This window comes from Paenibacillus sp. LT-B23, assembly GCF_059417685.1.
Map to the genome: position 1 here is coordinate 32,062 of NZ_JBSQBM010000006.1, position 14,819 is coordinate 46,880.

Here is a 14,819-nt window from a genome sequence, read left to right on the forward strand (position 1 = left end):
AACCCATGTATTATACTATACCTGTTTAAGCGGCAACACTCTTATGGATCTGAACCTGAAATAGCGTCTCCATAAGAAGGTATTCCAAAAACATAGATAAGGAATGAGGCCCTCGCCCCATTCCTTATCTATGTTTTTGGAGGAACCGCGAAGCACTTGTGCGGCGGTCAGCATCCTCTTTTTCAGCTCTAATGCCAATCTATTTTCCTGTTTAACTGGCGTTATCAAGCTTTTTTGGCAATGACCAGAACTTTGCCCTGATCCAGTTCTTTTTCGTAAAAATCAGCTTCCGTATCTGTAAATCCCAAGGAAGTAATTTTAGCGCGAAGCTCGTCGCCACGGGAACGGAACAGATTGGCTAATGAGTCAAAAACGCCCTCTTCCTTAATCCCGATTTCCTTGGCATCCACCGTATCTGCAATACGATCCGTCCGGTCCTGATCATGAGCGAGCACGAACACATCCTCATAACGATAGCCCGTGTTGCGCAATTCATTCACCGCTTCGACGGCTTGTACACCGTTCTCTACCACTTTGGCATAAGATTTATGATGGGTCTGATTCATGTTTCTCACGCTCCTTATTAGGATTGACTTCTCTGACTATTACACGCTGTACATTCGTTTGAAACTTCCATGTTATGTCATGCTCTTAAAATTAGAGACATTACCACTCCGTTTCATCAAAAAACTCAACATATTGGGGTTGATCGGACGTCTCATCCATAAACACTTTGATCGCACGCTGTCCACGAACGTATACCTCGCCATCCTCCGCTGTAAATTGCGAGCCACCCAGCGCCTTATCCAGCGTTTGCCGTTTTAGCGGCAGCCACTCGTCATTGACCTTGATCCGTCCGGCAGCAGGATCTACATGCACATAAGAAACCATATCATCTCGCAAACCAACCACCACGTCAGGATATTGATATTCCGTAGAAAGCAGCAGCATATCCTTTTTCACTCGAAGGGGCTTGCCCAGTTTTTTCAATACATCCATACGCGTATCGTCCAGAGATATGCCGTTTAACGTATGAAAATCAGCCGGTACGGCATTTTTGGCGGGAATCGTCTGCACAGCCCTTACTACATGCCCCGCCGTATGCGGGGAAACGGCTTGCTGAACCGTATCCTGTCCGGAAAAGGGAGTGAGCAAACCAGCAGCTAGCCATAAAATCTTCATCATAAATCTCACCCTTTCAATGAATTTCCTATAGTTTACGGTTCAGTCGCTATGCTACTGACGCATTTTCTGCCACACCCCGGCAGCGATATCTACATAACCCAACCAGTTTTTAGCCGGCTTTGCCGCAGGCTCCTCGTAGGTCGCATTGTAACTCTGAACCGTCCGTTCCGTTGAAGTTAACGGCCTGTTCGAAGCAACTGACTTGATCGCGGTTTCCGTACCTGTCTTTTTATCCACTGTATGATGCGGCTTCTGAAACCGGGTGATTAATGCCGCGGAAGCCTGCTTCGCAGCTAGAGTGACTTCGTTAAGCACCTCGCCCAAGTTTCTAACCGATTCCATCACAGGCTCCACCTGCTTCAATTTATGATCAACGTCTGCGGTAATGTCATTGGCATGTCGAACCGTTTGCTTTACTTCATAGCTCAGCTCATCTACTGTTTTTTGTACATCCTGCAGAGTCTGAGTTACCTTTTCAAGAGAGCCTTGTGCTGCTTTAAGTGTTCTAATGAGGAAAATAACGAGAACTGCAAATGCGATAGCGATAATAAAAATACTGACCTGTGTTAACATGGCCTAACCTCTCTTTCGTTTTTCACGATGATGTTTATGATTACTGCATAGTTACCCCTTACGTTCAGACACGAAACAACGTCACAGCTCGGCTTTTCCTCCACTCCTTACGCTATGTTTCACGGATTGGGACACGGTTTAAAACAACATATAACGATGGCACAGCCACGAAAGATTCAAATGATTCAGCCATCATTCGCAGCCACGCTCTATCGGGCGTGAGTATGCCACATTATATACAATTGAAGGAGGATGCAGAACATGCTGAAATGGTCCGCTTTATTTTTAGTTTTTGCCGTGATCGCCGGGATTTTAGGTTTTTTTGGTATCGTTGTATCCATAGCTGCTACAATCGCCAAAATATTGTTTGTGTTATTTTTGGTGTTGTTCGTCATTTCACTCTTTACCGGAAGAAGACGAGCGCCATAGGCGTAATAGAAGAAGTCTGAAACAAGTGTAGTGAAGATATATCATTATATAGCTTTAAAAATAGGATGTTCCCGCCCCAATTACAGGGTTGTGGAACATCCTATTTTTAATGCGTAATTTTTTAAGGCTAATGGCGCTTTTATTGGATTACGCTACCCCCGAACAGGAAACGATCCTGCCAAGGCTTGCTGAAATCCGTAACTTTCACACCGCCACCCGCTACAGAAAACGTATGAAGAAGCTTGTTGTCTCCCAGATATACAGCTACGTGTGTAATCGTTTGGGAGGAATTATCCAAGGACGTATACGCCCCTGAAGACGCGTTGTAATTAGTAAAGAAAAGCAGATCGCCACGCTTCAGCGTGGTCATGTCTGTGTTTGGCTGACTATTCTGCTTGATCCACTCACCCTGTGAACGTGAATCCGCCGGAAGCTGAATACCTGCAGCCTGACGGAAAATTTGACGGGTAAATGCCGAGCAATCAAAAGTAGCCGTACTGTTACGATCGGAACCATATTCATATGGAGTACCGAGATAAGTCATCCCTGTGTTAATAACCTGTTCAATGGCAGCCGCTGCGTCACCAGAAGGCAAGTTTATGGCTTCCGCAGGAGATGCTGCCGCAGGAATCACGGTAGTGTCAGGAGCAGATGTTACTGGAGCAGCCACAGGCTGCTGCACAACAACACCCTCACCAATACGAATATACTGTGGAGACGAGCTGACATAGCCCACCGTGCCATCAGCATTGGTAATCTTAAACCAATAGGCGTTACTTGGATCTGTAATGGTGACGATATCTCCTGCATTCAAATAGCCCAAAACCTCGGATGAAGTGGATGCCTCCGCCCGCAAACGAACGGACGTTTGAATCGTAGCTTTCGTTTGACCGGCAGAACTATTCACTGAGGCTGGAGCCTCTTTGGCTGAACTGTTAGTTTTAAGCACTTCTTTGGCTTCCGGTTTACGGACGGCAGGCTCGGTGACAGCAGCAGCGACGCTGGTAGCGCCTACTTTTATGTACTTGTCGGAGCTGCTTGTGTATCCAGTTACCCCATCAGACGTCTTGATCTTATACCAATAGCTGTTTGTTTTCTCCAATACCGTTACGGCCTCTCCCTGCTTCATAAAGCTGACTACATCTCCCGTAGTCGAAGGGCCGGATCTAAGCTTTACAGCCGCCTGAATAACCGCCTTCTGTCCCGTAGATGCTGTCGATGCCGCTGCGTCAACCTGACCCGGCGCCATATGAATTGCTGCCAACAGCGCGGCTGACGTCATGAGCATTCCCATCACGCGTCTTCTCAATGTTGCACCTCCTGGCTGTTTTTACGAATTTGAAGAGCAAGTCCAATTCCGACGAATATAGCCGGACATGCTTTCATTATAGTAAAAGCAACAGGAAGAGAGATATAATCCAAACGTCACAAAAGGCAGCGTATACACCTTTTATACATAGGTCTAAAGTCATTTTTACTACTAATTATTAAATAAATAATCTATAATTTGGGTTCTACATGGACATGTACATGCATCGTATTATGAACCTCTTGCAGGCGTTCCTCAATCCGGTCGCTGATCCGATGTCCTTCAATCAGGCTGAGTTGCGGGTTCACCTCTATGACAACATCCACCAAAGCATGATTGCCGTGTACCCGTGCCTTGACATCACGAATCCCCTCTACACCGGGTATATGAGCAATCGTACTACGTAAGTCTGACAGCTCCTGCTCATCAAAACCATCCGTCAGGCTGTGTGTAGAGTCCTTGAAAATATCCCACGCCGTTTTACAGATTATAAATCCTACCGCTATAGCCGCAACCGTATCCAGCCATGGCAATCCAAATTGTGCCCCAATAATACCAACCGCTGCACCGATACTGACGAGCGCATCTGACAGATTATCCTTGGCTGCCGCCAGTAACGCCTTGTTGTTAATTTTCCGGGCCAGTCTGTTGTTGTACATGTATACTCCCAGCATAATGACTGCACATATTACCGCTACTCCTGCGGAAGTAACATCAGGCGTCTGCTTGCCCCCTCTGAAAATACTTCCGATTCCGTCAATAAGCACCTGAAGACCGACGACAGTCATAATAAAGGATGCCAGCAACGCCGCTATCGTTTCCGCTCTAAAATGTCCATAGGCATGGTCGGAGTCCGGCGGTTTTTGAGATATTCGCAGACCGATCAGTACGGCAACGGACACCACAATATCAGTGACATTGTTAAATCCATCGGCCAGTAACGCACTGGAAGCAAATATATATCCGCTAATCAGCTTAAAGGCAGACAGAAAAAGGTAGGCGATAATGCTCACCCATGCCCCTCGCTCACCTTTTCGTATTTCATCATACACATTCACCACAACGGGGAACACTCCTTCAAAATTAGAGTTCCCGACAGAACGATCTCACCACCATAGTCACGGGAGAACCATAAAAGTCAGGATAAACACTTATACCGTTCCATGCTGCGCCAACCCAAAAATAAAAATAGCAGCATAGCTGCTTGAAAATAAACCTATCAAACGATCTGCACTTCTACGGTAAACAGTGCTTTTCCAAAACAGCAGCATAGCTGCCCTAAAAATAACCATTTGCCCTTTGGATAACGGCTATTTCTAGGATAGCAGACGTTCTTTGTGTGGGTCTAGAGAAACAGTCTTTCCGCTCCGCATTGCTGTAGGAACAACGAAAAAGTATTGCCAAGCTCCATCCCTGTGGGGTGTATAAAACATTTTTTCCTTTATGCAAAAAATAGGCATTCCCTCTTCCCGTCCGCCCCGTCGTCATGTTATCATTGTTGCCCTTGTCCCATCTTTTAAAAACGTATAAAATGGGGACACAGCCGCGTTTTCCTTCAATCCAGCATGATTGACATGAATTTGGCGGCAACAGGAGGAATTTATTCATGAGCGATGCTAATGAACCACGTAAAGTTAATCTCGCAGATGCCATTCGGGAAAAGCTGGCACAAAAAAAACAGCAGTCCGGCGCTTCACAGCAGGGCGGCTTTCAAGGCGGTTCCGCCAAAACACTGAAAAGCCAAAATACGAAGAAGCCGAACAACCAACGCCGTCGTACAGGCGGATCATAAGCCAACCCGTTAGGCTAGCTGCACCGGACTCAGGCAGGATTATCTTTGCCCTGTAGCCTTACCGGTGTAAGCCATTGGTAATGGCGCAAACGAAAAAGAGGAGTCTCCCCCGCCATCATAAATGGCCTGAAGGAGCTCCTCTTTTCGTTTATCTATTTACTGAAATTAGCTGGTTTTAGCCGATTTCTACCGGATACATACGTTCACGCAATTTTGCGATTTCATCGTTTTCCAAGTATTCATCATAGCTCATCGTACGGTCGATTACACCGTTTGGCGTAATTTCTACGATACGGTTCGCGATGGTTTGAATGAACTGATGGTCATGAGATGTAAACAACACGGTACCGTCAAAGTCGATCAGACCATTGTTCAGCGCTGTAATGGATTCCAGATCCAAGTGATTGGTCGGTTCATCCAGCAGCAGCACATTGGCGCCGTTCAGCATCATCTTGGCCAGCATACAGCGAACCTTCTCGCCTCCGGACAGCACGCTTGCTTTCTTAAGCGCTTCTTCACCTGAGAAGAGCATACGTCCCAGGAAGCCACGCAGGAACGTTTCGTCCTGATCCTTGGAATATTGGCGCAGCCATTCCACGAGATTCATATCCACACCTTCAAAATAGGTGGAATTGTCTTTCGGGAAATAAGCCTGAGTGGTGGTAATCCCCCAAGAGAATTCACCGCTATCCGCTTCAGTTTCGTTCATCAATACCTGAAAGAGCGTTGATTTAGGCAAACCGTTCGGGCCGACAAACGCGATTTTATCGCCTTTGTTCACAACCAGACTGAACTCATTCAGCACTTGCTCGCCTTCAATGGATTTGCTGAGACGGTCTACCGTCAACAGCTGTTTGCCCGCTTCGCGTTCGGGCTTGAAGTTCAGGAACGGATATTTACGGTTCGACGGACGAATATCGTCCAGCGTAATTTTATCCAATTGTTTTTTACGTGAAGTAGCCTGTTTGGACTTGGAAGCATTCGCGGAAAAGCGCTGAATAAAGGCTTGCAGTTCCTTGATCTTCTCTTCCTTTTTCTTGTTGGCATCACGAGTCAAGGCAAGCGCAAGCTGGCTGGACTCATACCAGAAGTCGTAGTTGCCGACGTACATCTGGATTTTGCCAAAATCAATATCCGCAATATGTGTACATACCTTGTTCAGGAAGTGACGATCATGGGATACGACGATGACGGTGCCTTCATAGTCCATCAAGAAATTTTCCAGCCATTGAATGGATTCGAGGTCCAAATGGTTGGTAGGCTCATCGAGCAGCAAGTTGTTCGGACGACCAAACAACGCTTGAGCCAGCAAAACACGTACCTTGTCATTACCGCTCAGCTCAGACATGTTCTTGTCATGCAGGTCGCGCGGAATCCCAAGACCGATCAGCAATGAAGCCGCATCCGGCTCGGCATCCCATCCGTTCAGCTCCGCAAATTCACCTTCAAGCTCGCCGGCACGCAGGCCGTCTGCCTCTGTGAATTCTGATTTAGCATACAGCGAATCTTTTTCCTTCATGATTTCATACAGACGCGTATGACCCATAATAACGGTTTCCAGAACTGGGAATTCATCGTATTCGTAATGGTTCTGCTTGAGCACTGCCATCCGTTCGCCCGGTGTCATGTGAACCTCACCTGAATTGGCTTCGATTTCACCAGAAAGAATTTTCAAAAAGGTAGATTTGCCCGCGCCATTCGCCCCAATCAGGCCGTAGCAGTTTCCAGGAGTAAATTTGATATTTACGTCTTCAAAAAGTGGGCGTTTACCATAACGAAGCGTTACGCCGCTTGTACTGATCATATGAGCATACCATCCTTATCATTAGTAAAGTGCTAATCACAAAATTACCGACGGCAATAGTATAACACACAACGGATCGGAATCGAACCGTGTGTCAACCGAACAACCCTGAATCCTCCGTCGATATTCTAAAAATAAAATAAAAAATGCTTCCATCCCCACGATTGTCTCCTGACAAAACCGCAGGCCAGAACCATTTTTTCTTGTTTTCAAATTCGATGCCACCAGGAGACGACGAGCCATTCAGTAGGCAGTATCTACACTCCCTGTGCTTGTAAATGTACGGAAGCTCCCACACCAATCGGAATAAGATACATTCCCGCCTCAGCGTCATGTCTTACGACTACTTCCACGCCGTATACTGCCTGAATCATATCGGATGTGACGACCTTAGCGGGCGGACCGTTCGTTATAATGCGCCCTTCCTTCATGGCAATCATAACGTCGCTATAACGAATAGCCTGATTGATATCATGCAGCACCATTACGATCGTCAGGCCGTGTTCCTGATTTAACTGCCGGATGAGTTCCAAAATTTCAAGCTGGTAGTACATATCTAGATAGGTGGTCGGCTCATCCAAAAATAAAATCGGTGTCCGTTGTGCCAAGGCCATTGCAATCCACACACGCTGCCGTTCTCCCCCGGATAGCTGGTCCAGCGTGCGTGTTCTGCGTTCCTCCAGATTCGTACAGGCTATTGCCCATTCGACCGCCTGCTCATCCTCCTCACGTCTCGCTGTGAACATGCTCTTATGAGGAAGCCTTCCGAAACTGACGAGCTTTTCTACGGTCAAGTCAGAAGGTGCCTCATTCTGCTGATGAACTACCGCCAGTTGACGGGCTAGTTCCTTGGGCTTGTAGTGGGCAATCTCTTTACCGTCCAAAATCACTTGACCCAGGCGGGGAGCCACATTGTTCGACATGACGCTAAGCAGTGTCGATTTGCCACAGCCGTTGGGACCAATGATGGTTGTAATCCGTCCCGGATCAATGACAGCATTGATGGCGTGAAGACGATCCGTTTTTCGGTCATATGAAAAGGTAATATCCTTAATATCCATAAGTGCGATCCGCCTTTCTGATCAGGAATATCAGGAACGGCCCGCCAATGACGGCCATAATAATAGAAGCCGGAATTTCATTGGGAGCAAGTACTGTCCGGCCCAGTGTATCCGCGAGCAGTAGCAGCAATCCCCCGCATAAAGCAGAGAACGGAATCAGCCATTTGTGATCCGAACCCACCAAGTAGCGGGCACAATGCGGAACGAGCAGGCCAATAAAGGCAATAACTCCGGCAATGGCTGTAGCCGTTGCCGCAAGCAGCACCGCAATGACGGAGATCAAAAGCCGCGCACGCGTCACATTGAATCCCAGGTTTTTAGCCGTTTTATCTTGCAAAGACAAAAAATTGCACCAGGAAAACACGAGCATGGCTAAAATCAGCCCAATCCCGCCATAGGTCACAATAACCTCGACATCGACCCATTTTTTCATGGACAAGGTTGAGGTTGTAACCTGATTAATGCTGGTGACCGCATAACTCCCCCGATAATTAAACGACTGCCCCAGACCCGAAAAAATCGCATTCACAGCGACCCCGATCAAGATCAGACGAATCGGATGCAGGCCGGATTTCCATGAAAATCCGTAAACCATGAGACAGGCCAGCGCACCACCGATAAAAGAAAAGAAGGGCATCCAGAAATAGAGTGCCGGAAAGATCGTAACCGCAATCAGCGAAACCAGAGCCGCCCCTGAAGAAATACCTATAACCCCGGCATCAGCCAGCGGGTTTTTCATCACGGCTTGCAGCAAAACACCCGCCACCGCAAGCGCGGCTCCCGCCATCACGGCTACGATAATTCTCGGAAGCCTCAGATCCTTGACCACATTGACCTGATCATCCGTCCCTGTCCATAATCCGGTCACCAATTGGCTCAAATTCACCTTGAGACTTCCTGTCATCGCTGAATAGAGAATGACACCGATGAGCAAGGCGATTACAACGATAAAACTCCAACCTTTTTTCGACATGTCATCAGCTTCCTTTAATTCGAAGGATACAACATTTTTACTAGCTCATCCATCGCCGAGTTTGCCGCCAAATTTCCTGTTGTTCCAAACAGCGGCTCTGGCAGATCATAGACGTGTCCGTTTTTCACAGCGTTAAAATGTTTCCAAATATCGTTAGTTTTGAACTCCTCGTCGAACATTTTGACCACTTCATCCGGCATCCCGTGTGCAGCACGCAAAATAATATCTGGATTGGACTGTTGCAAGGCTTCGGTATTGTGGGCAATGAACTCCACTTTCTCACCTTGGACTACGTTCGTCCCGCCTGCAATTTTAACCAGATCCCCAATGTAGGAATGCTCGGTAGCCACCAGATAGCTTCCCGGTACCCCCAGCAAGATCAATACTTTAGGGGATTTCTTCCCTTTGATCTTTTGTTGAATCTCGGCTACTTTGGCGTCCAAGGCTCCATTAATCTCCTTGGCCTTTTCGGCTTTACCAAACGTATCTCCCAGCTTTTGAATTTCTTTTTGCATATTCGCGAGACTTTCAAAATTCATAAATTCGGCATTGATTTTCAAATCTTTAAATTTTGGCTCCAAATCATATTTCAGTGTCGTAACCGACAGTACGTCCGTTGGCTTCAACGACATCACTTTTTCCATATCAGGACTCATCGGATTACCCACATCAGGTACATCCTTGTAACGGTCAGGCAGTGCTTTCATGCTTGTCGGCTTGCCTGCCAAATCCAGGCCCAGCGCATCCGTAATTTCTGCAATGGCTACCGTTGTAGCCACAATACGCGGCTGTGTTTTATCACCGGACGTTGCTGCTGATTTTGCGCCTTCATTATCGTTCTGTCCAGCCGCTGCTCCTCCCGAGCATCCGGCGAGCAACAAAAACACCAGACCCATCAACATATAAAAGCAGAATGATTTTCCTTGTACCAACGCTGTATATCGTTTCATGAAAGCCAAATCACCTCAATTCAAAATATAGAAGCTGCGTGAGCCTCAACTTTTTGGGTAATGAAATGCTGACAAGTCTTGATGCCAGGGCACCAAGACTTGCTTGCATATAAGCTATTCTGTTATTGAAGCAGGTATGATGCTCCTGCGTCCTGATGTTATTTTGCTTTCAGGCTCGCTTCGTCAAATTTGAATTGAACGGTATACCAGTGATCATACGGCACGCCGCCAAGAACCAATCCTGGCACAATGACGTGGGTGTAGGCACTGATTTTCTGAGACAAGTCCCCGACTTCAAATTGAACGACACGCGTATCGCCAGATGTCGAGATGACCTCCACATCTTTCAGGCTACCGTTCTGCTCCACTTGAAGAACAGGCATCCAAGAGCTATTTTTCAATGTAACTTGAATATAACGCTTGTCTCCCTTTTCAATCAATGTAGCAGGCTTATCGAGGTATCCATCCATGACGGAAGCTTCGCTCGTTTTATCTTTAAATACATCGTAGTTGATTGTGTATTGCTTTTCGGAAGCTAAGGTTTGAGCCGGCTGCTCCACTACAGGTTTTGTTTCAGCTACAGGTGTAGTCGGTTCTGCTGCCTTGTCCGTAGAAGCTACATTTACTCCCTCACCTTTAAGCGATGCACGGTCAAATTGAATTTGTCCGCCGAACTTCTCATTAAAAATAAATTTCTCAGGCAAGTATACCTGTGTGTACACGCTCAGCTTTTTGTCCAGATCAGGCACTTCAAAAGCGATGGTGCGCGTGTCACCTTTCGTGTTGGAACCCACAACGGTTGGATTGGCATAACGGCCTTCAAAATCCGTTTGGAACAACTTCAGAGCCTGATTGTCCGTAACGGTCAGATGTGCTTGCACTTTGCCATTCTTCACAACCAGCTTCGCGAGACTCTGTACAAAAGGAGCCACAAGGGATTCCTTGTCTGTTCCGTTCGCCAGCAAACGGAAGCTTGCTGTATACTCTCCATCCGCTAAATTGCTTTTCCCTTTTTCAACTTCGCTTGTCTTTTTATCGTTGTAATACGTTACATCGCTAGTATCGAATTTGAATTCAAAATCGTATACCTTCTCTGCACGATCCTCAGCTTTGAAGACCATAGGAGTAGCACTCGCTACCTTCGGAGCTTCGTAAACAACCAGTTGTCCTTTTACGTTGTTCTTAAAGTCGCTTACGCCAAAACGAACGTTCTTGGTATTGCTTGCTGCATCTTCCTGGGTCACTTCTGCGTCTTTGTAGCCTCCGCTTGCTGTGTCCCAAATGCGCAATGCCTTCACTTCGTTGCTGTTTTGCAGCTTCAGACCAATAAACCGTTTGTCGCCTTCCACGACCAATTGCGCTGGTTCATTGGCAATAAAGCGTTGAACTGGAGAATCCTCTCCTGTTGTTCCATCCGCTAAAACAATGCTGAATTTCAAAACATATTTACCATTAGCGAGCTTGTCAAAATCCAATTTCACGATTGGATCTGCCGCTCCTGTAGAGGACGGTTCGACAAAGCTGCGAATGGTAGCAGGCTCGAATTGATACTGCACATCATATACGTGGTCATAAGGGATGCCACCCAATTCCAGACCCGGTACAATGACATGTGTATTAACCGTAACTTTATCCGATAAATCTGCAACTTCAAATTGTACGGTTCTTGTGTCTGCGGAGGTCGATTGATCAATAACCTGAGCCTCTGCACCGTTTACCTTGAACGTTTTAATCCAGCTACTCTTGTCCATTTTGATCTGGATCAAATTTTTGCCGGATTGCTTCAACAGAGTGGCTGGTTTTTGCATATAACCATCCATCACAGATATTTCATTGCTTCCGTTTTTGAGTACGGAGAAATCAATGCTGTATCTGCCGTTCTCAGCTCCAGGAGTTGTACCGCCATCCGTTCCTTTAACCGCAATGCTGCTACGGTCGAATTTGAGGCGGATCGCATGATCCATTTCATAAACGGTTCCGTTATAGCTGGTACTTACATGAACTTGCGCGTTTAAAATGGTATCCACATCTGCCACTGAGAACTTCACAATGCGAGTATCGGCTGCTTTATCCTCACTCACAGTGCCTGCGTCCGTTAACGTTCCGTTTTGTTCGGTTTTAAACTTCGTTATCGTTGCACTGTCCTTGATCTGGATGGACACTTCATATTTGCCTTTAGTCGCTGTCAATGTTGCCGGCGACACCAAGTATCGTGCCATCGCGGATGCTTGATCCTTGGTAGCATGCAGCGTATCAAAGTTGATGGAGTATGTGCCGTCCGCCAAAGTCGATGGTGTACCTGGATTTGTTGGTGTCGAATCTTTAAGTGTTACACTATTTCTATCAAATTTGAGACGGATCGTATGGTCCATTTCATAAGGGGTTCCGTTGTAGCTGGTACTAACATGAACCTGCGCATTTAAAATGGCATCCAAATCAGCCAATGGGAACTTCACAATGCGAGTATCGGATGCTTTATCCTCACTCACAATGTCCACGTCCGTTAATGTTCCGTTTTGTTCGGTTTTGAACTTCGTAATCGTTGCGCTATCCTTGATCTGGAAGGACACTTCATACTTGCCTTTCGTCGCTGTCAGTGTTGCTGGCGACACCAAGTACCGTGCCATCGAAGAGGCTTGATCCTTGGTTGCGTGCAGCGCATCAAAGTTAATGGAATACGTACCATCTACCAAAGTCGAAGGTGTACCCGGATCAGGTGTAACATTGCCGTTAAATTGGATTTGAACATAGTACCAATGATCGTATGGTACTCCGCCCAATTCCAAACCAGGTACGATAATGTGAGTATAAGCATTTACTTTGTTAGACAGACTTCTTATTTCAAACTCCACTATGCGTTGGTCACCCTCAGTGGATACCGTAGCCGCTTCTTCATATTTTCCATTCTGCTCTGTTTGGAAGGAAGGAATCCAACTGCTGTTTTTAATCGTCAGTTGAACATACCATTTGTTTCCTTTTTGGACCACTTTAGCTGGCTTTAGAGTATATCCGTCCATAACGGACATATCTTGCGACTTATCCTTTAAAACAGAGAAGTCAATACTTCCCGATTGCAGAGAAGAACCCGGATCAGGGGTAACACTGCCGTTAAACTGGATTTGAACATAGTACCAATGATCGTATGGTACTCCGCCCAATTCCAAACCAGGCACGATAACGTGGGTATGAGCATTTACTTTATTAGACAGATTGCCTACTTCAAACTCGATTGTACGTTGGTCACCCTCAGTGGATACCGTAGCCGCTTCTTCATATTTTCCATTCTGTTCTGTTTGGAAAGATGGAATCCAACTGCTGTTTTTAAGTGTCAGTTGAACGTACCATTTGTTCTCTTTTTGAACCAGTTTAGCTGGTTTTACAGCATAGCCGTCCATAACGGAAACATCTTGCGATTTATCTGTCAAAATCGTGAAGTCAAGGCTTCCTGGTTGTAAAGGAACTTCGGGTTCTGGTGATGTTACAGGCGGAGTCGTCTCCTCTGCAACCTTTATTGTAGATGGATCAAATTCAATCGAGTTTTCTCTCTTTATATTTTTGAAATTAAAATCCACATCAATTTTCTGAGTTAAATCATACACGTCAAATGTTACAGATCTTTGATTATACTTGTCTCCTGTTTGGATCAAATCTGAAACATGAGCAGAAATACCTTCTCCATTTTGTTTAAATTCAAAATCTGTTAATAATGGTTCTGTTGGATTATCAATATTCAAAGAAACATGATACGTAGCTTGTCCGACTGACGCATTATACTCTACTTTAAAAGTAGCTGGTTTCACAAAATAGAGAGCTTGTGGTGAATTGTTGCCTGTCTTTCTGTTCTTCACTGCATATTCAATTGAATATTTATTGGAGTCCTGAACGACGCTGGGGCTCTGTACCTCTGCTACTGAAACCACACCTCCCGATGGTGCCGTTTCGTTCTCTGTCGGGGTTGTTTCCGCCATACTTGGTTCTGTCGAATATACATCCTCACTCACAGAAGTTGCAGACACACCAGATTCAGTTGATGTGACAGTATCTTCGGCAGATACAACTGGTGCAAACGGGAACACAACCGAAAGCAGCATGGCAAAGGTCGCTAACGTTATTAAGTATTTTCTAAATTGCCTCTTCAAGTGTATTAATCCCCCTACTTAAAATATACTCATTTGAAGCTCTCCCGAACTTCAAATGAGTATTCAAATCAATGCAATGTCTCTGTACTAATTAATCGTATCTTCATCAAAACCAAATTGAACGATGTAATCGTGATCGTATGGCACACCGCCAGTGTATTCTTTCGGCACGCTTACGTGAAGTTTAGCGTTCAATAGCGCGGACAAATCGCTCACCGGAAACTCAACCACTCTTGTATCACCGGATGTGCTGACTACAGTTGCATTCACATATTGACCATTTTGTTGTGTCTTGAATTCAGTGACCCAAGCGCTTTTGGTAATCGTCACTCTAACCTTGTACTGACCATTAGCAGCAATCAAGGCAGCTGGCTTCGCCACATAACCGCCTGTATCCATGTAGGAAGGGGAAGTTGTACCATCTTTGTACACAGTGTAATCAATGGTGTACGTACCATTAGGCAAAGCCGCATTCGCTTTATTTGCAGAAAACGGGGCTAGTACAACAAATACCAGAGCAGCCATCAATACAGTAAGCATTACTTTTTTCAAATCCATACGGTTCATGATCATGTTCATGTTCTCAGTCTCCTTTTACGTTTTA

13 protein-coding genes are annotated in these 14,819 nt (G+C 45.9%); 2 read left to right on the forward strand and 11 right to left on the reverse strand.

Annotation, left to right across the window (positions count from 1 at the left end; translation table 11 throughout):
- Positions 1–224: 224 nt before the first annotated feature.
- The 3 genes from ACWXW9_RS09525 to ACWXW9_RS09535 all read right to left on the reverse strand — a co-directional run bounded on the left by ACWXW9_RS09525 (position 225) and on the right by ACWXW9_RS09535 (position 1,758).
- A complete protein-coding gene (locus ACWXW9_RS09525) occupies positions 225–566 on the reverse strand; it encodes a YflT domain-containing protein (protein WP_025684488.1) in 342 nt (113 codons plus the stop codon).
- A 100-nt stretch (positions 567–666) separates the two neighbouring features.
- Positions 667–1,185: a hypothetical protein gene (locus tag ACWXW9_RS09530; RefSeq protein ID WP_494929201.1), complete on the reverse strand. Its 519-nt coding sequence runs from the start codon at positions 1,183–1,185 to the stop codon at positions 667–669.
- Positions 1,186–1,236: 51 nt separating this feature from the next.
- Positions 1,237–1,758, reverse strand: coding sequence for a DUF948 domain-containing protein (locus ACWXW9_RS09535; protein ID WP_431086952.1), 522 nt, complete (start codon positions 1,756–1,758; stop codon positions 1,237–1,239).
- A gap of 261 nt (positions 1,759–2,019) precedes the next feature.
- Here ACWXW9_RS09535 and ACWXW9_RS09540 point away from each other — a divergent pair, with 261 nt between their 5' ends.
- Positions 2,020–2,187: a DUF1328 domain-containing protein gene (locus ACWXW9_RS09540; RefSeq protein ID WP_494929202.1), complete on the forward strand. Its 168-nt coding sequence runs from the start codon at positions 2,020–2,022 to the stop codon at positions 2,185–2,187.
- Between the two features lie 139 nt (positions 2,188–2,326).
- Here the strand turns inward: ACWXW9_RS09540 and ACWXW9_RS09545 are convergent, their stop codons facing one another.
- Both ACWXW9_RS09545 and ACWXW9_RS09550 read right to left on the reverse strand, forming a co-directional pair.
- Positions 2,327–3,496 carry a C40 family peptidase gene (locus tag ACWXW9_RS09545; protein ID WP_494929203.1) on the reverse strand — a complete coding sequence of 390 codons (1,170 nt, stop codon included), beginning with the start codon at positions 3,494–3,496 and terminating at the stop codon, positions 2,327–2,329.
- Positions 3,497–3,687: 191 nt separating this feature from the next.
- Positions 3,688–4,557, reverse strand: a complete 870-nt coding sequence (locus ACWXW9_RS09550) for a cation diffusion facilitator family transporter (RefSeq protein ID WP_149095160.1) — start codon at positions 4,555–4,557, stop codon at positions 3,688–3,690.
- Positions 4,558–5,102: 545 nt separating this feature from the next.
- Here ACWXW9_RS09550 and ACWXW9_RS09555 point away from each other — a divergent pair.
- A complete protein-coding gene (locus ACWXW9_RS09555; RefSeq protein ID WP_013311941.1) occupies positions 5,103–5,288 on the forward strand; it encodes a hypothetical protein in 186 nt (61 codons plus the stop codon).
- Positions 5,289–5,463: 175 nt separating this feature from the next.
- On the opposite strand, the gene ACWXW9_RS09560 is transcribed toward ACWXW9_RS09555, so the two are convergent.
- The 6 genes from ACWXW9_RS09560 to ACWXW9_RS09585 form a co-directional block, all read right to left on the reverse strand.
- Positions 5,464–7,092, reverse strand: coding sequence for an ABC-F family ATP-binding cassette domain-containing protein (locus ACWXW9_RS09560; protein WP_494929204.1), 1,629 nt, complete (start codon positions 7,090–7,092; stop codon positions 5,464–5,466).
- Between the two features lie 257 nt (positions 7,093–7,349).
- On the reverse strand, positions 7,350–8,153 hold the full coding sequence (locus tag ACWXW9_RS09565; protein WP_494929205.1) for an ABC transporter ATP-binding protein: 804 nt from the start codon (positions 8,151–8,153) through the stop codon (positions 7,350–7,352).
- A complete protein-coding gene (locus ACWXW9_RS09570; protein ID WP_494929206.1) occupies positions 8,143–9,126 on the reverse strand; it encodes a FecCD family ABC transporter permease in 984 nt (327 codons plus the stop codon). The genes ACWXW9_RS09565 and ACWXW9_RS09570 overlap by 11 nt, the downstream gene beginning before the upstream one ends.
- A 14-nt stretch (positions 9,127–9,140) precedes the next feature.
- Complete coding sequence (gene isdE, locus ACWXW9_RS09575) at positions 9,141–10,076, reverse strand: heme ABC transporter substrate-binding protein IsdE (RefSeq protein ID WP_494929207.1); 936 nt, start codon at positions 10,074–10,076, stop codon at positions 9,141–9,143.
- Positions 10,077–10,234: 158 nt separating this feature from the next.
- Positions 10,235–14,215, reverse strand: coding sequence for an NEAT domain-containing protein (locus tag ACWXW9_RS09580; protein WP_494929208.1), 3,981 nt, complete (start codon positions 14,213–14,215; stop codon positions 10,235–10,237).
- Positions 14,216–14,302: 87 nt separating this feature from the next.
- Positions 14,303–14,794 carry an NEAT domain-containing protein gene (locus ACWXW9_RS09585; protein ID WP_494929209.1) on the reverse strand — a complete coding sequence of 164 codons (492 nt, stop codon included), beginning with the start codon at positions 14,792–14,794 and terminating at the stop codon, positions 14,303–14,305.
- Positions 14,795–14,819 lie beyond the last annotated feature (25 nt).